The sequence below is a fragment of the Nitrincola nitratireducens genome, from assembly GCF_000585235.1.
In the GTDB taxonomy this organism is placed as follows: Bacteria; Pseudomonadota; Gammaproteobacteria; order Pseudomonadales; family Balneatricaceae; genus Nitrincola; species Nitrincola alkalisediminis.
The window spans coordinates 505284-528048 of sequence record NZ_AONB01000001.1 but is presented as its reverse complement, the minus strand read 5'-3'; the positions used below and the strand labels follow the sequence as shown (position 1 = coordinate 528048).

24 protein-coding genes and 1 pseudogene are annotated in these 22765 nt (G+C 47.2%); 19 read left to right on the top strand and 6 right to left on the bottom strand.

Annotation, left to right across the window (positions count from 1 at the left end):
- Positions 1–812, bottom strand: an 812-nt coding sequence (gene rlmM, locus D791_RS02465) for a 23S rRNA (cytidine(2498)-2'-O)-methyltransferase RlmM (protein ID WP_036507191.1), incomplete at its 3' end; no start/stop codon positions are given.
- A 438-nt stretch (positions 813–1250) separates the two neighbouring features.
- On the opposite strand from rlmM, the gene ccoN reads away from it, so the two are divergent.
- From ccoN to queE, 16 genes are all read left to right on the top strand, one after another.
- Entirely contained in the window at positions 1251–2687 is a 1437-nt protein-coding gene (ccoN, locus tag D791_RS02460; protein WP_036507188.1) for a cytochrome-c oxidase, cbb3-type subunit I, read from the top strand.
- 22 nt (positions 2688–2709) lie between these two features.
- Positions 2710–3327 (top strand): cytochrome-c oxidase, cbb3-type subunit II, encoded by a 618-nt coding sequence (ccoO, locus tag D791_RS02455; RefSeq protein ID WP_425489317.1) that lies wholly within the window; start codon positions 2710–2712, stop codon positions 3325–3327.
- 6 nt (positions 3328–3333) lie between these two features.
- Entirely contained in the window at positions 3334–3531 is a 198-nt protein-coding gene (locus tag D791_RS02450) for a cbb3-type cytochrome oxidase subunit 3 (RefSeq protein WP_036507185.1), read from the top strand.
- Positions 3528–4418, top strand: coding sequence for a cytochrome-c oxidase, cbb3-type subunit III (gene ccoP / locus D791_RS02445; RefSeq protein WP_036507183.1), 891 nt, complete (start codon positions 3528–3530; stop codon positions 4416–4418). The genes D791_RS02450 and ccoP overlap by 4 nt, the downstream gene beginning before the upstream one ends.
- Positions 4419–4582: 164 nt before the next feature.
- Positions 4583–4870, top strand: a complete 288-nt coding sequence (locus tag D791_RS20590; protein ID WP_237748483.1) for a hypothetical protein — start codon at positions 4583–4585, stop codon at positions 4868–4870.
- Complete coding sequence (gene ccoG / locus D791_RS02440) at positions 4765–6003, top strand: cytochrome c oxidase accessory protein CcoG (RefSeq protein WP_237748477.1); 1239 nt, start codon at positions 4765–4767, stop codon at positions 6001–6003. Before D791_RS20590 ends, ccoG begins: the two co-directional genes overlap by 106 nt.
- Positions 6004–6075: 72 nt before the next feature.
- Positions 6076–6591, top strand: coding sequence for a FixH family protein (locus D791_RS02435; RefSeq protein ID WP_036507180.1), 516 nt, complete (start codon positions 6076–6078; stop codon positions 6589–6591).
- Positions 6592–6604: 13 nt separating this feature from the next.
- Positions 6605–9145: a heavy metal translocating P-type ATPase gene (locus tag D791_RS02430; RefSeq protein ID WP_051513993.1), complete on the top strand. Its 2541-nt coding sequence runs from the start codon at positions 6605–6607 to the stop codon at positions 9143–9145.
- Complete coding sequence (gene ccoS / locus D791_RS02425) at positions 9145–9366, top strand: cbb3-type cytochrome oxidase assembly protein CcoS (RefSeq protein WP_036507177.1); 222 nt, start codon at positions 9145–9147, stop codon at positions 9364–9366. The genes D791_RS02430 and ccoS overlap by 1 nt, the downstream gene beginning before the upstream one ends.
- On the top strand, positions 9359–10033 hold the full coding sequence (locus D791_RS02420; protein ID WP_036507175.1) for a sulfite exporter TauE/SafE family protein: 675 nt from the start codon (positions 9359–9361) through the stop codon (positions 10031–10033). Before ccoS ends, D791_RS02420 begins: the two co-directional genes overlap by 8 nt.
- A 72-nt stretch (positions 10034–10105) precedes the next feature.
- Positions 10106–11119, top strand: coding sequence for a radical SAM protein (locus D791_RS02415; RefSeq protein ID WP_337588585.1), 1014 nt, complete (start codon positions 10106–10108; stop codon positions 11117–11119).
- A complete protein-coding gene (locus D791_RS21645) occupies positions 11098–11496 on the top strand; it encodes an oxygen-independent coproporphyrinogen III oxidase (RefSeq protein WP_337588584.1) in 399 nt (132 codons plus the stop codon). Before D791_RS02415 ends, D791_RS21645 begins: the two co-directional genes overlap by 22 nt.
- Before the next feature lie 128 nt (positions 11497–11624).
- Positions 11625–12395, top strand: coding sequence for a fumarate/nitrate reduction transcriptional regulator Fnr (gene fnr / locus D791_RS02410; RefSeq protein ID WP_036507173.1), 771 nt, complete (start codon positions 11625–11627; stop codon positions 12393–12395).
- Between the two features lie 31 nt (positions 12396–12426).
- Positions 12427–12969 (top strand): adenine phosphoribosyltransferase, encoded by a 543-nt coding sequence (locus tag D791_RS02405; protein WP_036507170.1) that lies wholly within the window; start codon positions 12427–12429, stop codon positions 12967–12969.
- A gap of 4 nt (positions 12970–12973) precedes the next feature.
- Positions 12974–13888: a recombination-associated protein RdgC gene (locus tag D791_RS02400; RefSeq protein WP_036507167.1), complete on the top strand. Its 915-nt coding sequence runs from the start codon at positions 12974–12976 to the stop codon at positions 13886–13888.
- 12 nt (positions 13889–13900) lie between these two features.
- Complete coding sequence (gene queE / locus D791_RS02395) at positions 13901–14530, top strand: 7-carboxy-7-deazaguanine synthase (RefSeq protein WP_036507165.1); 630 nt, start codon at positions 13901–13903, stop codon at positions 14528–14530.
- Here queE and D791_RS02390 read toward each other — a convergent pair.
- Complete coding sequence (locus D791_RS02390) at positions 14527–15399, bottom strand: bile acid:sodium symporter family protein (protein ID WP_157682210.1); 873 nt, start codon at positions 15397–15399, stop codon at positions 14527–14529. The genes queE and D791_RS02390 overlap by 4 nt on opposite strands.
- A 484-nt stretch (positions 15400–15883) precedes the next feature.
- On the opposite strand from D791_RS02390, the gene D791_RS02385 reads away from it, so the two are divergent.
- Positions 15884–16660 carry a cation diffusion facilitator family transporter gene (locus D791_RS02385; protein ID WP_237748476.1) on the top strand — a complete coding sequence of 259 codons (777 nt, stop codon included), beginning with the start codon at positions 15884–15886 and terminating at the stop codon, positions 16658–16660.
- Entirely contained in the window at positions 16572–17048 is a 477-nt protein-coding gene (locus D791_RS20585; RefSeq protein ID WP_237748482.1) for a hypothetical protein, read from the top strand. Before D791_RS02385 ends, D791_RS20585 begins: the two co-directional genes overlap by 89 nt.
- Before the next feature lie 61 nt (positions 17049–17109).
- Here D791_RS20585 and gor read toward each other — a convergent pair whose 3' ends face one another.
- Positions 17110–18477 carry a glutathione-disulfide reductase gene (gene gor / locus D791_RS02380; protein WP_036507163.1) on the bottom strand — a complete coding sequence of 456 codons (1368 nt, stop codon included), beginning with the start codon at positions 18475–18477 and terminating at the stop codon, positions 17110–17112.
- 185 nt (positions 18478–18662) lie between these two features.
- Here gor and xthA point away from each other — a divergent pair.
- Positions 18663–19477, top strand: a pseudogene (gene xthA, locus D791_RS02375) (exodeoxyribonuclease III).
- Between the two features lie 53 nt (positions 19478–19530).
- Here xthA and D791_RS02370 read toward each other — a convergent pair.
- The 3 genes from D791_RS02370 to D791_RS02360 all read right to left on the bottom strand — a co-directional run bounded on the left by D791_RS02370 (position 19531) and on the right by D791_RS02360 (position 22626).
- Positions 19531–20442 (bottom strand): universal stress protein, encoded by a 912-nt coding sequence (locus D791_RS02370; protein WP_036507160.1) that lies wholly within the window; start codon positions 20440–20442, stop codon positions 19531–19533.
- A gap of 71 nt (positions 20443–20513) precedes the next feature.
- Complete coding sequence (locus tag D791_RS02365) at positions 20514–21137, bottom strand: transglycosylase SLT domain-containing protein (RefSeq protein WP_036507157.1); 624 nt, start codon at positions 21135–21137, stop codon at positions 20514–20516.
- Positions 21138–21207: 70 nt separating this feature from the next.
- Positions 21208–22626, bottom strand: coding sequence for a solute carrier family 23 protein (locus D791_RS02360; RefSeq protein ID WP_036507154.1), 1419 nt, complete (start codon positions 22624–22626; stop codon positions 21208–21210).
- Positions 22627–22765: the final 139 nt, after the last annotated feature.

Genomic DNA, 22765 nt, shown 5'->3' with positions numbered 1-22765 from the left:
TGAACAGGCCGAGCAGGTTCAAACCTAAAGGCATCCTCACGTAAATGCGTCACCTGGCCAGTTTCCATCAGCGTTTCATTCATGGGGCCGTTATCAACCGCGGTGACAAACATGCCCTTTTGAACCAACTGCCACGTCCAACCACCCGGTGCAGCGCCCAAATCCACAGCCGTCAACCCACCACCGAGTGCCTCATCAAACGCTGACTTAGGTATAAACCAGTGCCAGGCCTCTTCAAGCTTCAACGTTGAACGACTGGGTGCATGACTTGGAAACTTAAGGCGCTGAATGCCCATTGGGTGAGAGGAACTGTTTTTTACAGGACTGACGCCGAGGAACATTTCGCGTCCAGATAAAGCAAATAGATGCAAACGCCATAAAGAAGCCTGCTTACGTGACAGCATCAATCCATTTTTACGCAAACTTTGCGAAAAAGCAGACGCAAACTTAGTGACAAACCCTTGCAGTTCGCGCCCCTCCGTTGTGTCTGGAGTTTCGGCCACCAACTCTGCCGTCTGCGGCAATTGTTGAACGAGCTCAGAAAGAGGTGTGATCCGATCCTGAGTTGGCAGCTCCGAACAAACAGGCAAGCACGCCACCCACTGACGAATATAGATTAACGAGCGGAACTTTATCTGAGACATCAACTCCAATGCATCACCAAAAAGATGATACTCGACGTATCCTTGATCTTTCGTGAACACAGGATAACCCGCTGCTCCAACTTCCGTGGCACGATTGGATATTTCAGCTGCACATTCGGCCTCAAATCCAGCTCGGCAGTAAAGTAAGAGAAGTTTTAACGGTAACATGGAGTAAAACCTATAGATATCAAATGAATCAGAATGCAATTAGCCACTATCTTAACAGGATTTTCGACAATCGATTACTTTTTACCGAGTTCCCCGGCTGAATGGACACCTCGTGAATTGACTTACATCAATTAAAATGAAAATATTCTGTCATTAGTCTTAGTCCAAAGTTGCAGTAACGACCTATAAAAGTACACTTTCTGCCGTAGGACGTACTCTTAACGAGCCACAACAGAATAAAAATAATCTTTAATATTCAAAAAGATACATAAAAAAATTACAAACTTCCAACCCAAAACACTTTAGGTGTTTTCTTCTTTTCACTGCGACATCATGTCACAGCGTGCTTGAGCATTACGTTGAAATGATGGGGTAATTCCCTGATAATCCGCGGTGGAACTCTTCTTACTACTAACAGCTTGTTGATGAGAGCCTGATATGAGCATTGCAACTGATCACCCGACGTACAACTATAAAGTAATACGTCAATTCGCCATCATGACAGTCGTCTGGGGTATTGTAGGTATGGCCGTAGGCGTACTTATAGCAGCCCAACTCGTCTGGCCGGCGCTTAACTTTGATATACCTTACTTGACCTATGGACGTTTACGTCCGTTACACACCAATGCGGTTATTTTTGCATTTGGTGGATGTGCTCTTTTCGCGACGTCTTACTATGTTGTGCAACGTACCTGTCAAACACGTCTGATCTCTGATGGATTAGCTGCGTTTACCTTCTGGGGATGGCAGGCAGTGATCGTGCTGGCCGCAATCACATTGCCGCTTGGAATCACGTCTGCAAAAGAGTATGCCGAACTTGAGTGGCCTATCGATATCCTGATCACTTTGGTCTGGGTTGTGTATGCCATTGTTTTCATAGGTACGGTATTCAAGCGTAAGACTGCACACATCTATGTTGCAAACTGGTTCTATATGGCTTTCATCTTGGTTATTGCGGTACTGCACGTTGTTAACAGCGCGGCAATGCCTGTCTCCATGTGGAAATCCTATTCTGCCTACTCTGGCACCATCGATGCGATGGTTCAGTGGTGGTATGGACACAACGCTGTAGGCTTCTTCTTGACCGCTGGCTTCCTGGGTATGATGTACTACTTCGTTCCTAAGCAAGCGAACCGTCCAGTTTACTCCTACCGTCTTTCAATTGTTCACTTCTGGGCATTGATTGCGACTTACATGTGGGCGGGCGGACATCACTTACATTACTCTGCTCTGCCTGACTGGACACAGTCTGTCGGCATGGTGATGTCGTTAATCCTACTGGCTCCCTCTTGGGGCGGTATGATCAACGGTATGATGACGCTGTCTGGCGCGTGGCATAAGCTTCGTACCGACCCAATCTTGCGCTTTTTGGTTGTTTCTCTGTCGTTCTACGGCATGTCAACCTTTGAAGGCCCAATGATGTCAATCAAGACTGTTAACGCCCTGTCGCATAACACAGACTGGACAGTAGGCCACGTTCACTCAGGTGCGCTAGGCTGGGTTGCCATGATCTCGATTGGTGCCGTTTATCACATGCTGCCAAAACTGTTTGGCAAAGCGCAGGTGTACAGCACTAACTTGATTAATGTCCATTTCTGGCTTGCTACCGTAGGTACGGTTCTTTACATCGTTTCGATGTGGGTTAACGGTATTTTACAAGGCTTGATGTGGCGCGCTGTCAACCAAGATGGAACCCTGACTTACAGCTTCGTTGAAGCAATGGAAGCCAGCCATCACGGTTACTTCGTTCGCGTTTTAGGTGGAGCACTCTTCCTGACAGGTATGCTCGTGATGGCATACAACGTATGGCAGACTGTGCGCAGTGGCAGCTCCGTAAAAGCGGCAGATCCTGAAGCTGAAGTTCAGACTGCGTGAGTCAGACGAGGAGCATTAAGACATGATTAAACATGAAACGATTGAAAAAAATGTTGGGTTAATGGCTGTCCTGATCATACTTGTGATCAGTGGCGGTGGTCTTGCTGAGATCGTCCCATTGTTTTTTAAAGACTCAACCACTAAGCCGATTGAAGGTATGCGGACTTACACAGCTCTCGAGCTTGAAGGTCGCGATATCTACATCCGTGAAGGCTGTCACGTGTGCCACACGCAAATGGTTCGCCCTTTCCGTGCAGAAACCGAGCGCTATGGCCACTTCTCTACCGCAAACGAGCATGTATGGGAACATCCGTTCTTGTGGGGCTCTAAGCGTACAGGACCTGACTTAGCTCGTGTCGGTGGTCGCTACTCTGATGACTGGCAACGCGCTCACTTGTATAACCCAAGAGACGTGGTACCAACATCAAAAATGCCATCCTATCCTTGGTTGTTTGAGCGTCAGTTAAGTGGTGCTCAAACTGGCCAAAAAATGGAAACACTTAGAACCTTAGGTGTTCCGTTTACGGACGAGCAAATAGCGAATGCACGCTCAGATGTGCAGGGTAAATACGAGATTGATGCATTGGTGGCCTACCTGCAAGCACTCGGAAAGACCCACTCTAACTATAGTACACGGTGATCCGCTGTGAGTTATGAAGTGTATGGCCCGTTTATTCCTGTGATTATGTTGATCACGTTTATCGGCTTGTTTGTTTGGGTCTTGTTACCGCAAAACAAAAAACGATTCGATGACGCCGCCAACCTACCCTTCGCCGATGATGAGAACGATGAAGGGCACGAAAATCAGGATAAATTGGCCCATAACGGGAGAGATAAAAAATGAGTGCTTTCTGGAGCGCGTGGATTAGCATTATCACCCTCGGTGTAATCTTTGGCTGTACTTGGTTGCTCTTTGCAACTCGTAAAGGTCAAAAGTACAACGAAACGACGGAAGAAACCGTTGGTCATGCGTTTGATGGTATAGAAGAGTTGGACAATCCATTACCCAAATGGTGGTTCCAAATGTTCGTGGCCACTGTTATTTTCGGCTTGGTTTACCTGTTACTTTACCCGGGTCTTGGCAACTTCAAAGGCCTTTTGGGCTGGACGTCGACAGGGCAATGGGAAGAAGAAATGCAGTATGCTGAGAAGCATTACGCACCTGTCTTTGAGCGTTTTGCGCAGCTGAGCATTGAAGAATTGCACCAGCCTGCGAATGCTGAAGGCTTGCGCATTGGTCAGCGTCTGTTTGCTAACAACTGCTCTGTATGCCATGGCGTTGGAGGTGTTGGTGCTTACGGCTTCCCGAACCTAACCAACAATGACTGGTTGTACGGTGGCACGGAAGAAAACATCAAAACCACTCTGGTACAAGGCCGTAACGGCGCAATGCCAGCATGGGGTGATGTTTTAGGTGAAGACGGTATTCGTGACATGTCCCATTATGTCCTGAGCCTTGCTAACCGTGAGCATGACGCAGAATCAGCTTCAAGAGCACAACCTCAGTTCGCAGCTCTTTGTGCGGCGTGCCACATGCCTGATGGCACAGGCATGCATGCTTTGGGTGCTCCCAATCTGACCAATGACATTTGGTTGTACGGCGGCAGCTTTGAGCAAATTGCACACACCTTACGTCATGGACGCTTTGGTGTCATGCCGGCTTTCGGCGGTCAATTGTCAGATGATCAAATTCACTTGATTACGGCATATGTAAAAAGCTTAAGCAAGTAAAATACCTGTCCTAAGCGAAGGGAGATGAGTTGCTCATCTCCCTTTTTTTAAGTATTTTTTTAAATAAAGATATGACTTACGTCATATCGCTCATTTTTTTGGCATAATATTATAACGATTAGAAAACTGGCCTTACTAACTTGTAGCAACTCACAGGCACGACCATGAATCAGATTCCGGTTAAAGACGTCACGCCCAAAAGCAGCAAAGACAATGTACAAACATTTGATATGTATGCGAAACGTGAACATATCTATGTGAAGTACTACAAAGGCTTTTTTAAAAACCTTCGCACCTTTACAGGCTTTGTACTTTTAGCCCTGTTTTTTGGCGTTTCCTGGCTGCAATGGGATGGCCGACAGGCTGTCTTGTTCGATTTACCCAATCGACAGTTTCATGTTTTCGGCATGACATTTTGGCCACAAGACTTCATGCTTCTATCTTGCTATTGATTATTCTTGCCTTTATTTTATTTTTTGTGACTGTTTTTGCAGGACGACTTTGGTGTGGCTATTCTTGTCCACAATTTGTATGGACGTGGTTTTACATGTGGGCGGAGCGCATCACGGAGGGTGATCGTAATAAGCGCATGCGTCGTGACAAAGGCCCAATGACAAGCGAAAAGTTCGTTCGAAAAGCAGCAAAACATAGCCTATGGATGCTACTGGCAATCGTCACCGCGATCGCCTTTGTCGGCTACTTCTCCCCCATTCGTGAACTCATCCCGAACATTACCAGTGGAAACTTAGGCACTTGGGAGCTTTGGTGGCTGGGCTTCTTTACTTTAGCTACCTACGGCAATGCAGGCTGGCTTCGCGAGCAAGTCTGTATTTACATGTGCCCGTATGCGCGTTTCCAAAGTGTTATGTTCGACCAAGACACACTGGTTATCTCGTACGATGAAAAACGGGGTGAAGCGCGTGGAAAACGCAAAAAAGACAGCGACCCTAAAGCGGAAGGCTTAGGTGACTGTATTGACTGTCATGCCTGCGTTCATGTCTGCCCTGTGGGTATAGATATCCGTGACGGCTTGCAATATGAGTGTGTCGCCTGTGGTGCCTGTATTGATGCCTGTGATGAAATCATGGATAAAATGGGATACGACAGAGGACTGGTTCGCTACACCACTGAGCACTCTTTAGAAGGCAAACAGACCAAGATCTTACGACCCAGATTAATTGGTTATTTCGCAGCAATGCTGATTATGCTAACGGCTTTTGTTTATGTGTTAAGCAATCGTATACCGGTCGAGTTTGAAGCCATTCGTGATCGTGGAGAACTTTACTCAGAAGTCAGCAGCGATCTCATTCAAAACGTATTTACGTTGAAGATCGCCAATAAAGAGCAATTGGATCGGACTTATCGCCTCAGTGTGAGCGGCATAGATGGATTAACACTGATCAATGATCCAATCGTCACTGTCAGCTCTGGTGAACTGCTCAACTATCCGGTGCGTGTGCAGGCCCCAAAAAATAATTTACGTTCATCGAACTCTGCCATCCAGTTCAGTGTCGAAGCCTTGGACGCGAAGGATGTCAAAGCAACGATTGAAAGCCGTTTTATGGGCCCAGCACCTCGTCGTTAACGAGAAATGTTGATGCAATATACGCTATAATTCGCGGCAGATCGAATCTGCCGCTTTAGTTTGAGGTTTTGAATGAGTCAACAATCCACCCCAACTTCCCCTTGGTACAAACAACCCTGGCTGTGGTTCGTACTCTCCCCTATCATTGCTGCAATGACCGTTGGTTTCATTATGCTGTCCGTTGCAATTGGGCAACAGAAAATCGACCCCCCGCTGGATCGAGAGTCGAAGCGTGATGGTCGAGGCTATGTATTGGACACTTCGCATCTTGATAATGCCGAGGCACGTGGAATTTCAGCAACACTCATTCTAGACGAACTTACAGGGCAAGCACTAGTCAATGTTGAAGGGGATCTTGAAGACGAGTTATCGATGATTGAACTGCACGTCAAAGTTGGTGCAAATCAACAGCGGGACCATGTTATCAAACTTAACCGTGTCGGCAACTTGAATTCATTTAACGGCAACATGGATAAATTAATTGCAACACGGTCAACGTTTATCCTTATTCCAGAACTGGGTGACTGGCATTTAAGGCAAGATGCCTACCCACCTTTCGACGAAAAAACGATTGTTTTCCAACCTTAACTCGGTAGTTTGAATGAATGCGTTACTGACACCCGTACAGCAAACTGAATGTTTTCATTGCGGATCTGAGATACCTCACGACAGCAATTTTTATACTGAAATCAACGGTGAGCAACAACGGATGTGCTGTCCGGGTTGTCAGGCAGTTGCCCAAACCATTGTTGATGGAGGGCTCGACACCTTCTACCAACACCGAGGTCAAGATGCACTTTCGGCAACAGCGGACTTATCTCGCATTGAAGAGCTAACACGTGAGTTTACACTTTATGATCGTAAAGAAGTCCAAAAGACCTTTGTCACCGGGCTCGATACGGATCAACATGATGCGATGCTCGTCATTGAAGGCATCAGTTGCGCGGCCTGTATTTGGTTACTTGAAAATCACGTGTCAAAACAGCCAGGTGTGATTAAGTTCAGTGTCAACCTATCCAATCACCGTGCACACCTGCTCTGGAACCCTAAGGACGTTAAGCTGAGCCAGCTACTGGCAACCATTGCACATGTAGGGTACCGCGCCCATCCTTACCATCCTGATAAAGAAGAACAACTTCTTGCCAAGGAGCACAAGCGTTCGATCATTCGCATGGGCGTTGCCGGAATAGGCTCCATGCAAGCCATGATGTTTGCTGCGGCACTTTATGCAGCCGAAGTCTCTACAGCTGGCATGGAAGACATGTACATTCAGCTGATGCGCTGGGCCAGCTTAGTGGTATCGACACCTGTTATTATTTATGCCGCTTATCCTTTTTTAAAAAATGCCTTCAGGGATATCAAAGCTCGTCATTTAACCATGGACATTCCCGTTTCCATTGCTATTTGGGGAGGTTTTTTTGCCAGCATTTGGGCAACCGTTTTTAATACGGGTGAAATTTACTTTGAGTCCGTGACGATGTTCACCTTTTTCTTGTTAATTGGCCGTTTCCTTGAAATGAAAGCACGCCAACGAACAGGAAAAGCAGGTAATGCCTTGATGGACTTGATTCCAACCAGTGCCACTCGGATTAACCCAGACGGCAGTGAAGAACTCGTTCCTGCAACTGAATTAAAACCAAACGACATCGTGATCGTAAAGCCCGGTCACACCCTGCCCGCTGATGGTATTATCGCCAAAGGGATCAGCTCTATTGATGAGTCAGCTTTGACTGGCGAGTATCTACCCTTGCGTAAATCCGTTGGTGATACCGTCGTCGGTGGCACAATCAATGTCGAAAACCCCATTGAAGTCTGTGTCACCGCTGTGGGTGAACAGAGTCGTATCTCGGCGATTGTTAAGCTGTTAGATCGTGCCCAAAGTGAAAAACCCCGCATTGCCTATGTTGCAGATAAAGTTGCCAGTTACTTTGTAGGTGTAAGCTTAATTGTGGCGATATGCGTTTATACAACTTGGTATTTTATAGAACCCGCCAATGCCTTCTGGATAACCTTAGCCGTGCTGGTCATCACCTGCCCTTGCGCACTTTCACTGGCAACACCAACGGCACTAACAGCAGCAACTGGCACCTTGCGCCAAGAAGGCTTATTAATTACGCGTGGCCATGTGCTGGAGTCTTTTAGCAAAGCCACCCATGTTTTGTTTGATAAAACGGGCACACTAACGGAAGGCCGTTTAGCACTTCAAGCCACGCATCTAGTCGGAGACATATCTGAGAAAAGTGCTCTGCGCATCGCCGCCGCACTGGAGAGCCATTCAGAGCACCCCATTGCACGCGCCTTTACGCCTTGGTTTGATCAGCCTGCAGATGAGACGATCAACACGTTAGGGTCAGGCATTGAGGGCCGCTTCAATCATCAAGTGTATCGAATTGGCAAACCCAGTTTTGTAATGCAATTAAGCGGGCTCGACACCCCAGACATGCCTGACAACAAACGTCAGTGGGTCTTACTGGGCGATCAGCAAGGAGCCATCGCATGGTTTGCCTTGGATGATCAAATTCGTAAGGATGCTCTGAACGCCCTCTCACAACTCAAGCAGCTTGGCCTACAGGTGGAAATGCTGACAGGTGATGCATCCCCCGCTGTACAACGCATCGCGGAGCAATTGGGAATCACACAGGTCTACTCGGGCATGACGCCGGAGAATAAACTTGAGCGTATCAGCGAACTGCAAGCTCAAGGGGCACGCGTCATTATGGTCGGAGATGGCATTAATGACATCCCAGTTTTGGTTGGCGCTCAAACCTCTGTATCGATGGGGGCTGCGACCGACTTAGCAAAAACCAACTCTGATGCCGTGTTGATCAACAATCAATTAATGACCTTAGCACAAGGCGTGCGCTTATCGCGCAAAACAGAGCACATTATTAAAGAGAACCTTGCCTTATCCTTAGCCTACAACGTGATCGCCCTGCCCGCCGCATCAATGGGGATGATTCCTCCTTACATTGCGTCAATTGGCATGACAGCAAGCTCTCTCGTTGTCGTGGGGAATGCCTTACGCCTAACGCGTCGCTTTAAACGGCTGAAACCCATAAGCTCAACCCACACCAAAAATAACGAAAAAAGCGGCACAATTACCAACGCAAAAAATACGCCCCAACCCAAAGCAGGTATTTAATGGAAATTATCATCATTCTAATCCCGATCGCCTTGATTCTAACAGGCATCGCTTTTTGGGCTTTTTTTTGGAGCGTCAACAGCGGGCAATTTGATGATCTCGAATCGCCTGCCCACAGCATCCTCTATGATGACGATGATCACTTGATCCCTGACGACGCCAAGGTTGACAAGGATCACACCCACCCAAGTGACGCAGACAACGCTAAGCACAATGACTGACCCCCTGCTGATTTCCACCGCCATCATGATTGGCTTACTTGGCAGCACACACTGCATCGGCATGTGCGGTGGGATTGCCGCCAGCATCGGCTTACAGCGCCATCGCTCTACACTGTCAAATACGTCCTTTCTCATGAGTTACAATCTAGGTCGCATTAGCAGTTATATGATTGCTGGGGCCTTATTGGGCTCAGTTGGAGCCCTCGTTGCAACAGGAACCTCTGGACTAATTCTTCGCAGTTTTGCTGGATTTATGCTAATTGCCATGGGCCTCTATGTCGGCCAGTGGTGGCTAGGCATTACGCATCTGGAGAAAGTGGGTGGTAAGCTCTGGAAACTCATTGGTCCAAGTGCGAGCCGCTTACTGCCCGTCAAAACCTTACCCCAGGCGTTATTGCTGGGTGTTGCTTGGGGCTGGCTCCCCTGTGGATTGGTCTACAGCACATTGCTCTGGGCATCATCCGCTGGCAGCTGGCAGCAAAGTGCACTGCTGATGGCGGGTTTTGGGTTAGGCACGCTACCGGCCATGTTCACCACGGGCTTACTGGCTCAACAGGTGAAAGCCTTGCTGCAACAAAAATGGACTCGCAAGCTGTCAGCACTCGTCATTATCGCCTTTGGCATTTTCACACTCCCTCTGACTGAGTTAATTTCAATAAGCCATTGACCCTCATCAACGTATTTTTGTTTTTTTCCTCTATACTGTGCGTTGTATTTTAGCTGTTAAGGAACGAAAACTGTGAACTTCCAAAACCCTATCCAGTGGGATTTAGACCTCATTAAACGTTATGATTTATCGGGGCCTCGCTATACTTCCTATCCCACCGCCGTGCAGTTTGACCCTAACTTACAGCCCGAAGCACTCGTTCAATCCGCCCTAAGCACGACGGACAAACACGCGCCCTTATCCTTATACGTCCATATTCCTTTTTGTGCGCACGTTTGTTACTACTGCGCCTGTAACAAAGTGATTACACGAAACCGAGACCGAGCCCAACCCTACTTGGAGCGTGTCTATCGTGAAATGGAGTACTTATCAAGCCTGTACGATAACAACCGCATTGTGAATCAACTGCATTGGGGCGGTGGCACACCGACCTTTATCAGCGACAATCAAATGCGTGAACTGATGGAGCAACTGCGTAAGAATTTCAATCTACGCGATGATGATCAAGGCGATTACTCCATTGAAATTGACCCTCGTGAAGCCAGTGATGACACCCTTAGAGTGTTGCGCGAGTGCGGATTTAATCGAATTAGCCTTGGTGTGCAGGATTTGGATATCCGGGTACAAGAGGCTGTCAACCGCGTACAACCCCTTGAACAAACAGAACGCGTCCTAAACACCGCACGTGCCCTTGGCTTCCAGTCCATTAACATGGATCTTATCTATGGTCTTCCGCATCAAACCCTTTCAAGTTTTGATGCAACGCTGGATGAAATCATTCGGATGAGCCTGATCGCCTGTCTGTCTTTAACTACGCTCACCTACCGGATCGCTTTCGTTCGCAAAAACACATTCAATCCGACACCCTGCCATCTGCCGATGTCAAACTGGATATCCTACAACACACCATTAATAAACTACTGGGTGCGGGCTATGTCTATATCGGCATGGATCATTTTGCAAAGCCGAATGACAGCCTTGCGATTGCCCAGCAAAATGGCCAACTGCATCGCAACTTTCAAGGCTACACCACACACTCTGATTGTGACTTGGTTGCAATTGGTGTGTCCTCTATTAGCCAGATAGGCTCCGTGTTTTACCAAAACGAGCATGACTTAAGCCTGTACACCGATGCAATTGATCATAAGCAACATGCGATAAAGCGCGGCATTAGTTTAAATGAAGATGATCGAATTCGCTCAGCTGTTATTAACCAACTCATTTGTCATTTTTCGTTGAACCCTGCGGATATTGAACAACGCTTTGACATCAATTTCGCGACCTACTTCGCTGAGGAGCTGACGGAGCTTGCGCAATTCGAAGCCGATGGCTTGATCACGTTGGACAAGGGGGTTATTCAAGTCACACCTGCAGGGCGCTTATTAATTAGACGCATTTGCATGACGTTTGATGCGTATATTCCAAAGCAAGCACCTGTTCGCGGATACTCCAGAATTATTTAAAGCTCGCGTGCGTCCGGCAATTGCCTATTCGCAACTGCCGGATACTTCTTCACCCCGCCGCCTAAATGTTACATAATACCCAATCGAGAGCATCCGATGTTCATTCCGATAAGGTGATAGGTGTACGAATGGAAGAAAAACGCTCAACAGGCAAACTTCACAGTCTCAATCAAGTGCACTGCAGCACCTGCAGTTTAAGCTCCTTGTGTCTGCCCGTATCCTTGAACATGACGGAGATGGAGCGCCTTGATAATATCATTGATAAAAGCCGTCCATTAAAAAAAGGCGAGCACCTGTTTAGACAAGGTGATACCTTTACAAGCATTTTTGCCATTCGTGCGGGCTCTGTAAAAAGCTACTGCATCACCAATGATGGCGAAGAGCAGATCACAGGTTTCTTTTTTCCAGGAGAGCTGGTGGGGCTCAGTGGCTTCAACGATACGGCCTACCCTGTTTCAGCCAAAATTCTGGAAACCACCACCGTCTGCGAAATCCCTTTTGAGCGCTTGGACGATCTATCAGGCCACATGCCTGAGCTGCGTCGCCAGATTCTTCGGACCATGAGCCGCGAAATCAGCAATGACCAACAGATGATGACGCTTTTGTCGAAAAAAACAGCGGAGCAGCGCGTGGCCACCTTTCTGATCAAGCTGACGCAACGTTTTCATGAACGAGGCTACTCTCAAAACTACTTGCGTTTATCTATGTCACGAAATGAGATAGGCAATTATCTTGGTTTAGCCGTTGAAACCATCAGCCGTATTTTCACACGCTTCCAAACGCAAAACATGATTCTTGTTGATGGTAAACAAGTTGAAATTCTGAACTATGATGCGCTTTTCGAACTATCAGGTGAAGCCATTGACAAGCCGACACCTGCTTGCAAAACCTCTCTTTAAACCCGATGTCCGGGTCTCGCTGGAGTTTTAAATGTCTTACGATGAGTTTTATGTCAAATCCGTGGTCCGGTCTATCTCAGACTGGCCAGAACCCGGCGTTATTTTTCGTGATGTCACCCCTGTTTTTAAAGATCCCAAAGCCATGCGAATCACCTGTGATGCGTTTATTCAGCGCTACATAGACAGCTCGATTACCCATGTCGCGTGTATAGATGCCAGAGGCTTTATCCTGGGCTCTGTGGTTGCGTATCAACTGAATTTGCCCTTGGTGCTGATCCGAAAAAAAGGCAAGCTACCCGGCGAAACCATCGCAGAGGAATACTCGCTTGAATATGGATCGGCGACGGTCGAACTTCAAAAAGACGCCATCCAAGAGGGTGATACTGTCTTAATTTTTGACGATTTGATCGCAACAGGCGGAACCGTTCTTGCGGCAGCGTCTCTTATTAAGCGCTTAGGCGGACAAGTGGCCGAAGTCGCTGCCTTAATCGACCTACCCGATCTAAAAGGCTCGCAACGTATTCAAGACAGTGGCATACCTGTTTTTGCGTTACTCGCCTACGAAGGACTTTAACTGAATGAATTGGTTTAAGAACATCCTGATTTACAGATTTACCCCTGATGCAGACTTCTCTGAGCAACACTTGGAAAATGCACTTCTGACGAAACCCTTTGTGCCCTGTGGACGCCAAGAACTCAAACGTCAGGGCTGGGTTTCACCCTGTTCCTTTAGTGAAAGCCCCGTGTTTGTTAGCAATGGCATGTACCTTGTCAGTTTGCTGCAGGAAGAGCGCATTCTACCCGCCAGCGTCATCAAAGATGAGCTACAGGTTAAAGTCAGTAAAATTGAGCAAGACGAAGCGAGAAAAGTCTACCGCAAAGAAAAAGATCAGCTCAAAGATGAAATCATTTTGGAGCTTCTTCCACGTGCCTTTTCAAAACGCTCGGCCACTCGCGCTTTGATTATGCCGCAACTCGGTTGGATTTTTGTTGATGCGGGCAGCTTCAAGCGCGCTGAAGACTTGCTGAACAGCTTAAGAGAAGTGTTAGGCACATTGAAAGTTAAGCCCTTAACCGTCAATCAAGCGCCAGCAAGCGTCTTAAGTCTTTGGGTTCAGGACGAAGATCAAATTAGCACTGGGTTTGCCGTGGATGATGAGTGCGAACTCAGGGACACCTCTGCTGAGGGCGGCGTTATCCGTGTCAAAGGGCAGAATTTGTTTTCCGATGAAATTCGCGCTCATTTAGCCACTGATATGCAAGTCACGCGTTTGGCCTTAACTTGGCAAGATCAGTTAAGCTTTATGATTTATTCTGACTTAAGCTTGCACCGCCTTAAGCTAACGGATCAATATCAGGAACAGCTTCAGCAAGACAGCCCTGAGGACGAAAAAGCGTTTTTCGATGCTCAACTCAACCAAATGGGCCTTGAATTGTCGAATCTAATGCCCTCGTTGATCGCCAGCTTTGGTGGCGAACCTGAATCTGCTTAGGTCTAACCTCGTATGTACAGCGTAAAAGAAGTGTTTTATACCCTGCAAGGTGAAGGTGCCCATGCAGGGCGGCCGGCTATTTTTTGTCGGTTTACGGGCTGTAATTTGTGGTCAGGCCGTGAGATTGATCGCTCGAAAGCGATCTGTCAATTTTGCGATACTGACTTTATTGGCCATGATGGTCAAAACGGCGGAAAATTTGACAGTCCAGACGCGTTGGTAACCCACTTGCAACGCTTTTGGCCTTTAAGCTCAGAGCCTCCTTACGTTGTGTGCACGGGTGGAGAGCCTGCTCTGCAGCTCGATCAACCCTTGGTCGATGCCTTGCATAAAGCAGGCTTTATTATTGCCATTGAAACCAATGGCACTAAGCCGCTCCCGAATGGGATTGACTGGATTTGTGTTAGCCCAAAAGCAGACACAGATATCATCATTCGCAAAGGTAACGAGCTCAAACTGGTGTACCCTCAATCGCACGCCATGCCAGAGCGATTTGTGTCTTATCAGTTTGACAATTTTTACTTACAGCCCATGGATTCAGCGGATGCTCAAGAGAATCTAAAAGCGACCCTCAATTATTGTTTGCGCCACCCTCAGTGGCGACTCAGTTTACAGACCCACAAAATTCTGGGTATCGATTAGGTCATCACCTTTGCTTGGCGAAAAAACACATCTCGATTTCGCCAGGCAATCAACGCGAAGGCCGGTAGCTGCATTAACACACCATAGGTCAACGCACTGGCCGACATTTCAGCGTTTTGCAACAAGGCGCCAGTCACCAAAAGTGCCGTTCCCGCATTCTGCAACCCCACCTCAATCGTTAACGAGACACGCTGCGGGTCATCCAGCCGCCCCATCACCGCCACGCCATACCCTGTCAGCATAGCCAAGAGCACCAGCGTAAAAACGGGCAGATACAACAACGGCAAGACCTGCATGAGCATGGGCCAACGACTGACAACCAACAGAATCACCGTTGCCACCATCAACAAAAAGGCTAGGTGTCTTATGGCCTTTTCTATGCGTAGTGTGATCGCCAAATAACGATGCCTAAACACCATTCCTATCAACACTGGCACTAACGTAATCAATAACATCTGCATTAAAGCTTGACCGACCGGGAAGGCAATTGACACATCATCCTCTAAAGTCACCTTCAACAACAAGGCCGTCATCAAAGGTAAGGTAAAGGGTGTGATGAGACTCAATAGCGCCGTTAATGAGACCGACAACGCGGCATCACCTCTTGCTAGCAAGGTAATTGCATTGGATGTTGCCCCACCTGGAGCCAAGGTCAATATGATCAAGCCTAACGCAAGCATGATGGGAAGATCAAAGATCCAAACGACGGCAATCCCCAGAAGCGGTAAAAGGAAAAACTGAGCCGTAATCCCCAGAAAGACGGCTTTTGGGTACTTCAAGACACGTTTAAAGTCTGCAAGCGTCAGCGCAAGGCCTACACTGAGCATGATGATAAACAAAGCAATCGGTAGAAACAGTTGCGTGATCATAGAAGCCTGCATGAATGAAAATAGCCATGTGGTTTTAAATTGAGTAAAGTATCTCAAATCTTGTTTGTGCATTGCAAAAAAAATCTATTCACACCTGTGTGTATGAAAATAGGCTCTGCATCGGGTTCGCAAGGCTACCCACATTATCTGTGGATAAGCCTGTGAAAAAAATGCACATAACCCCTATCCTGCCCCATAAATTCACGGCTTCAGACAAATTGATCATTTTTTAACCAACACACAAATCTTTTATTTTTCAACAACTTAAATAAATCAATAGCTTAATTATCAGATTTTCCGCTTTTTTCTGTTCATTTTTCAACCATTAAAAAAACACTCACAGGTGTCAAGCATAAATTACAAGGTTACTCACATTTTTTGTAACTTTTTATTCATGTTCACTCTTGACAGTCTGTATTAAATTGCAACACTAGAGACCTTCCGAACACGTCGATACACTGATCTTTTTGAGTAGGAATTCTGTGTGAACCCATCCTTAGATGAACGCAAACGCGCCGGACAAAACGTTAGCCTGATTGGAGCGCTTGTCAATACAGTCATGAGCCTTCTAAAAATAGTGGGTGGCGTATTTTCTGGATCAGCGGCATTAGTGGCCGATGGCTTTCACTCCTTATCGGATGTCATTACCGACCTAATGGTCGTTTTTTTGTTAGGCGTCTCCCATAAAAAAGCAGACACCAATCACCCGTATGGCCACGGTCGTTTTGAAACACTTGGAACGGTGGCCTTGTCTTTTGTGCTACTGAGCGTTGCCGGGTTCATGGCCTGGGATAGTTTGCGCCTTCTATTTGCGGGTGAAATCCCCTCCCCACCCAGTGTCGTAGCCCTGTTCATTGCAGGTGCCTCAATTTTAGCGAATGAAATTTTATTCTTTTATACCTTACGCGTTGGGGAAAAAATTCAATCGCGACTCTTAATCGCAAATGCATGGCATCACCGGAGTGACTCACTTTCTTCCGTCGTGGTCTTGATAGCAATCGCAGGCGCGATTCTCGGCATTTGGTGGCTGGATGCGCTGGCGGCGGTGTTAGTAGCTTTACTGATTGCAAAAATTGGTTGGGAGTTGTTAAGCAAAAGCTTGGCGGAGCTGGTCGACACTGCCTTACCACCTGAGCGCCTTACAACGCTTAGAGAGACCGTGATGTCCGTAGATGGCGTATTGGGCGTCCATAGTTTTAAAACCCGCTCTATGGGCGGGCAAAGCTGTTGGAGATGCACGTTCAAGTTGCCCCTCACTTAAGTGCCGCCGAAGGCATTACATAGGTGACTATGCCACGCGTTTATTGCAAGAGCGCTTTGATGATATTGCCCACATTATCTATCACATTGACACTTACGATGACCACGGTCTATCGCTGCCCGCCCAATTGACATTACCGGCACGCACAGAAATTCAACAGCACCTGAATGCAGCACTCGCGAGAATTTTAGGTGAAGCCCCAGATTATGAATTGATTATTTACTACACTCCCCGCTTTATTGAGTTGGATATCAAGTGTCCAATGGCGATCTTTGCACTTTTAGAGCAACAAGGGGTGACGGCTGCAGAGCTTGAGGCACGGTTAAATGACGAATTGCGAACCTTAGAGTGGTTCAAGGCGATTCAGATCTGGTTACCGGCTCGGTAGTGTGAGTAACATGAGCCCAAGCCTCTGGGCTCATGTATAAGAAAGTGAAGAATGACGAACTTTACATATTATAACGTCGGCTAGGCTCTCGCATCGTCACAAACTCTTCAGCGGCTGTTGGATGAATGCCGATCGTTGCGTCAAACATCGCCTTGGTTGCGCCCGCTTTCATCGCGATTGCAATTCCCTGAATAATTTCGCCCGCTTCCGCCCCCACCATATGTGCCCCAACCACGCGATCCGTGTCTCGATCAACCAGCAGCTTCATTAGCGTGCGTTCTTGGCTGCCACTTAAGGTGTGCTTCATGGCACGGAATTCAGAGCGATAGACATCAAGGTTTGGATAGACTTTACAGGCTTCTTCTTCCGAAAGCCCGACTGTGCCAATATTGGGCTGACAAAACACAGCCGTTGGAATCAAATTATAATCAACATTTGTCTCGGCACCGCCATATAAGCGCTTAACCAAGGCCATACCTTCAGCCAGGGCAACCGGCGTTAACTGAACCCTGTCGATGACATCCCCCACCGCGTATATAGAAGGGAGATTGGTTTGAAACAGATCATCAACCTGAATCGCCCCTTTGCGGCTCAAATTCACGCCCAAGGCGTCTAATCCTAATCCTTGAGTATTGGGAACACGGCCTGTCGCGTACATGACGGCATCAACCATCTCTTGAGCCCCATCATTAAACACAACGTCTAAACGCCCATCTGCACATTTCGTAATGGAGGCGATATCGGTATTAAAGCGCAGATTCACGCCTTTTTTGGCAACCTCTTGTGAGGTAAATGCCCTCACCTCTTGATCAAATCCACGCAGGAACAGATCGCCACGGTAGACCAAATCCGTTTGCGCACCAAGACCTGCAAAAATCCCTGCGAACTCGACCGCAATGTATCCCCCGCCCACCACCAAAACACGTGATGGAAAGGTCTCCAGGTCAAAAACTTCATTTGACGTCAGAATGTGTTCTTTACCGGGAATATCCGGCACAAAAGGCCAGCCCCCCGTTGCAATCAAAATGCGTTCAGCGGTAAACACCTGTTCGCCCACGCGAACTGCATTCGGCCCTTCAAGTGTTGCTCGACCGTCGATCAGGGTACAACCCGAGTTTTTTAAAAGATTGGCGTAAATACCATTGAGGCGGCTGATTTCCTGTTTTTTGTTGTCGCGCAATGTGGGCCAATCGAATTGATAAGACGCGTCGATCAAGCCAAACCCAGCCGCCTCATGGAAGCTTTCCGCATAATGCGAGGCATACACATAGAGTTTTTTGGGCACACAACCAACGTTAACGCAGGTTCCCCCCATGTAACGGTCTTCAGCAATTGCCACCCTAACGCCCATGCCTGCAGCCATACGTGCGGCTCGAACACCGCCAGAACCCGCCCCAATCACAAACAAATCAAAATCAAACTGACTCACGGATTTCTCCTAGTGTTTTGGATATTGGTGAAAACTCTAACGTCTTTACGACCAGCTGACCAATGAAAAATCTTAACTCGCCCCATCACAAATCTTAATCGAACAGCCTTGAATGAAATTTGATGTCTGGTGGTTAGGTGCTTAGAATACAGCATCTTTACGATTTAATACGACAAGGCTTAAGCATGAAACTGGTTTCTTTTAATACCAACAGCATTCGTATGCGCTTTCATCAGTTAGAAGCACTGATTGCGGCGCATCAACCTGACGTCATCGGCATTCAAGAGACTAAAGTCACTGATGAAGCTTCCCACTTGCAGAAATTGAGGCCCTTGGCTATCACGCACACTTCCACGGACAAAAAACCCATTACGGGGTCTGCTTATTGTCTAAGGTTCCACCCATTTCTGTGACTAAAGGTTTCCCTAGCGATGATGAAACGGCTCAAAAGCGCTTGATCATTGGTGAGTTCGTCAGCGATAAAGGACAAACCTACACAGTGATCAATGGCTATTTTCCGCAAGGCGAGAGCATTCATCACGAAATCAAATTTCCAGCAAAACGTAAATTTTATGCCGATTTGCAAAACCTGCTAGAAACCCACTACAGCGCTGACCAAGCCATTGTCGTGATGGGCGACTTTAATATTTCGCCAGAAGACATTGACATAGGCATCGGTGAGCCGAACCGTGTTCGCTGGCTAAAAACAGGCAAAACCAGCTTCCAACCAGAAGAGCGCGAATGGTTTGAGCGTTTAAAAGGCTGGGGACTCAAAGACAGTTACCGTGCAATCCACCCAACGAAGAACGACAAGTTCAGCTGGTTTGATTATCGCAGCAAAGGCTTTGAGGATGAGCCCAAGCGCGGTCTACGAATCGATACCCTTCTGGCAACTCAGTCCTTAATTGACGTCTGCACTGACAGTGATATCGAATACAACATCCGCGGCATGGACAAGCCATCTGACCATGCGCCCGTTTGGTCTTCATTCGACTTTTAAGTCGTCTAGGCGATTCAACTGACCTCAGCAGGAGATCAGTTGAATCTCACACCTTAGGCTTTAAGTACCAATACATCACATGCGACCGCATCCAATAGGCGCTCTGCACTGCTGCCTAAGAGCAATCGATCCAGCATTCCGCGTGCTAAAGAGCCCATCACTAAAATATTGATTTCCTGCTTTTTAATGAAGTCTGGTAAAACATCATGCACCTCTCCTTCAACAACATGAATGCAAGATGCATCAATAGTAGGATCAAAGCCGTTCACCAAACGCTCAACCCCAGCCTGATGCTCACTGGTGACTTGATACTGAAGGGTTTTGAAGTTTGACATCAGGCTATCGTCAAAAATCGCTGATTGCGGAAACACCACATAGCTGTGGAAAATATGCAACTCGGCCCCCAATACTTGAGCCAGCAAGCTCGCTTCATTGAGGATCTTCTGATCCATCAACGCGGCGTGGTCATGGGCATGAAACGGATCGACGGCGGCCACAATGCGAATACGCTCAGGCCAAGGTTTGGATTTACACAGCATCAAAGGTGCCATGCACTCTCTGAGTATTTGCCAATCATGTGGAACCAATAAACGGTGCAGCAAATGCGGATGCTCGGCAACCTCATGAAGAACAAGATCAGGATTACTTCTTTCAACCTTAGTTAATAGGCCTTCGGCAATGCCTCTATCCCAAGCGACATCGACAGATAGATTGTCATAGTCTTTCTTTAAGGTGGCTAACAGCTCGTTTAAACTGCCTTCTAAGTCACGCAAACGATTGTGTTGAAGCTTTTCGAGAATATCATTGCCCAATAAATTCATTGAGCTGTAGTGAGGCTGGTAGCCGCATTTAAAAAACTCAATCTTCGCCGATAGCGCTTGAGCCAAACGAATCGCTTTTTCGGGTAACAAATACTTATCTTGCTCTTGAGTAATGTTCACCAGTATTTTTGATAAGCTGTTCATGTCAAAACTCCTTCTCTTCACTCATCTTGTCAATAGTGTAGCGGGTTTTGAGAACAAAGCGCTGACCTAGCTCAGCAAAAGGGCCAAACACACAAGCGAGAAGGGATTTTACAACTGGGCAATTGCTGCTCGTAGCGTCTAGATTGCGACTCAACCTGCCGAGCAACCGATATCAGCCAGGCTTTTTGCTCATAAGTACGATTACGAAATCCCGTATGTCCCTCGTGATAATTTAAATACAAATTGTAAGGGTCATTTAACGAGACACCGTTACGTTGACGAGACATTTGGTTGTACCACCCAATAAAATCCAGTGCATCAGCCATCGAGGTGCGCTGGGCCATACGTTTACCTGTCGCTTGCTTATAATCACTCCAAGCGGCATCTTGAGCTTGCGCATAGCCATAGGCAGAGGATTTGCGAGGCATAGGAATGAAGCCCAGCAAGTAAGGACGTGGAGGTCTCGCATTATGAACAAACGAGGACTCGCGTTGCACAAAGGCTTTTTGTATCGCAACCGAGGTGCCCCACTTTTCTTCTGATGCTTTTGCAGCAAAATACCAAGAAGGCTCATGTTGGATAATGTCACAGATATTATTCTGCGCACGCGACGGCGGAGGTGATGTTGCACACCCACTTAATACAGTGAAAAGACCGACAACAACACATGTAGGCAGACAAGAGTTCAATTTCATGGATCGAATATAGCCTTTTTAAAACAAAAAAGCAGCGGGTAGTCCGCTGCTTTTGAAAGACTTTAACGAGTTAACCCATTTTTTTAGCTTCGGCAACCACTTCCGGGTCAGGGTTCTCTTCTATATGAATGGGTTCTTCAGGCTGCTCCCCTTCATGCTCTTTAAGTGCCTTTTTACTGCGCAACTCAATCATGAACCACAAAACCAGACCAGCACCAAGTCCCCATGCCGCGCCATGAGTCGCCAGCACAACGCCCATAATGCCCGCGACACCCATTGAGGTTGCATTGTCAATTTGCTCTACAGCTACCGCAATACACAAGTAACCTGTAATCAAAAGGGTAATCGACAGCGCAATCGGCAATACCGGTTTAAACACAGTAACAAGTGGCAACAAAAAGAGCGCAAAGAAGCCAACGATCCAGAACACACCCGCGCCTGAATAAATTGTATCCATAGCACCGCGACCGTAACGATAGCGCTCTGCGATGGTTGCCATCACTCCAGTGAAAAGAGGACCCGCTAAACCAGGGTAAGGTGCAAAGAATGAATGCATCAGGTTACGGATACCCGTCACTAAATGCACACGATCCACGTTAATTTCAATTTTTTCATCAGGACGTAAATGGTCAACACGCTTGATCAAGCTTTGGCCAACAATAATGTCACCAAATGCAATGATATAGGCAATCACGGCCGTTGGAATGGCAGCCAACAGCAACTGAAATGTCGGGAATCCAACCGTAAAGGGTAAATAATCCCAAATTTTCCCAAACGCTGGCAGCTCAATCCCCCACTGAACCGCAGGTAATGGATACTCAGCAACCGACCAGCCGATAACCATGGTGATGAGCATACCAGGCACCATACCATAGCCTGCGACAACCTTAGCCCAACGGTGCTTCTCAACCCAATCGCGAAACGACAGCGAAAACAGCACATAGGCCGTAATCAAACCACCGATACCTAGGGATATAGGCGTGTTAAATAGGCGCCCACCTTCACTGATCTCACCACTAATCGCTGCAATACCTGCACCGAGAAGAATACCGGCTTTGATGGAATTGGGAATATTATTCACCAACTTAGACCCAAGCCGAGTAATGCCCATAAACAGAAAAATAAAGGTCACCACCAACTGCAATGCCACCAATGCTTTTATTGCATCAGGGCCTGGCTCGAAACCACCCACAAAGAGCAAGACAACGGGAATTGCCGGTGTAATCCAACCCGGTACGAACGGAACACCCAAGAGGTTAGGCAGCATAAATCCAATGCCACACACCACAACGTAGGCCAATGCAACGTCATAAGGTAAACCTAAATAACGCTCCAATAATGGAATCATCCCCATCGCCACAACGAACATCACTAAGGCTTGAATGGTTTCAGCCACTTCCCAACGATAGTGAATAAAGGGTAACCGAATCTTAAAGGGTCCGGCAGGCCAATACGGATGTTCCTCTCCATGCTTACGCTGATATAACATAGTCTTCTCTCTTTAATTGTTAAACGCTCAATTAGGGAATTTCCTAATCCCTGTGATTGGGCGTAAAGGTATACCCTTACCCTTGATTGAGTCGAGGGTTTATTCAAAGACTTTAGTCGCGTTTCAATACCAAAGTATT

Bases quoted from the DNA above. Each gene is read 5' to 3' on its own strand.
- ccoN (WP_036507188.1), top strand. From the start codon at position 1,251: ATGAGCATTGCAACTGATCACCCGACGTACAACTATAAAGTAATACGT.
- ccoO (WP_425489317.1), top strand. From the start codon at position 2,710: ATGATTAAACATGAAACGATTGAAAAAAATGTTGGGTTAATGGCTGTC.
- ccoP (WP_036507183.1), top strand. From the start codon at position 3,528: ATGAGTGCTTTCTGGAGCGCGTGGATTAGCATTATCACCCTCGGTGTA.
- D791_RS20590 (WP_237748483.1), top strand. From the start codon at position 4,583: ATGAATCAGATTCCGGTTAAAGACGTCACGCCCAAAAGCAGCAAAGAC.
- ccoG (WP_237748477.1), top strand. From the start codon at position 4,765: ATGGGATGGCCGACAGGCTGTCTTGTTCGATTTACCCAATCGACAGTT.
- D791_RS02435 (WP_036507180.1), top strand. From the start codon at position 6,076: ATGAGTCAACAATCCACCCCAACTTCCCCTTGGTACAAACAACCCTGG.
- D791_RS02430 (WP_051513993.1), top strand. From the start codon at position 6,605: ATGAATGCGTTACTGACACCCGTACAGCAAACTGAATGTTTTCATTGC.
- ccoS (WP_036507177.1), top strand. From the start codon at position 9,145: ATGGAAATTATCATCATTCTAATCCCGATCGCCTTGATTCTAACAGGC.
- D791_RS02420 (WP_036507175.1), top strand. From the start codon at position 9,359: ATGACTGACCCCCTGCTGATTTCCACCGCCATCATGATTGGCTTACTT.
- fnr (WP_036507173.1), top strand. From the start codon at position 11,625: ATGGAAGAAAAACGCTCAACAGGCAAACTTCACAGTCTCAATCAAGTG.
- D791_RS02405 (WP_036507170.1), top strand. From the start codon at position 12,427: ATGTCTTACGATGAGTTTTATGTCAAATCCGTGGTCCGGTCTATCTCA.
- D791_RS02400 (WP_036507167.1), top strand. From the start codon at position 12,974: ATGAATTGGTTTAAGAACATCCTGATTTACAGATTTACCCCTGATGCA.
- queE (WP_036507165.1), top strand. From the start codon at position 13,901: ATGTACAGCGTAAAAGAAGTGTTTTATACCCTGCAAGGTGAAGGTGCC.
- D791_RS02390 (WP_157682210.1), bottom strand. From the start codon at position 15,399: ATGATCACGCAACTGTTTCTACCGATTGCTTTGTTTATCATCATGCTC.
- D791_RS20585 (WP_237748482.1), top strand. From the start codon at position 16,572: ATGGCGTATTGGGCGTCCATAGTTTTAAAACCCGCTCTATGGGCGGGC.
- D791_RS02370 (WP_036507160.1), bottom strand. From the start codon at position 20,442: ATGAACAGCTTATCAAAAATACTGGTGAACATTACTCAAGAGCAAGAT.
- D791_RS02365 (WP_036507157.1), bottom strand. From the start codon at position 21,137: ATGAAATTGAACTCTTGTCTGCCTACATGTGTTGTTGTCGGTCTTTTC.
- D791_RS02360 (WP_036507154.1), bottom strand. From the start codon at position 22,626: ATGTTATATCAGCGTAAGCATGGAGAGGAACATCCGTATTGGCCTGCC.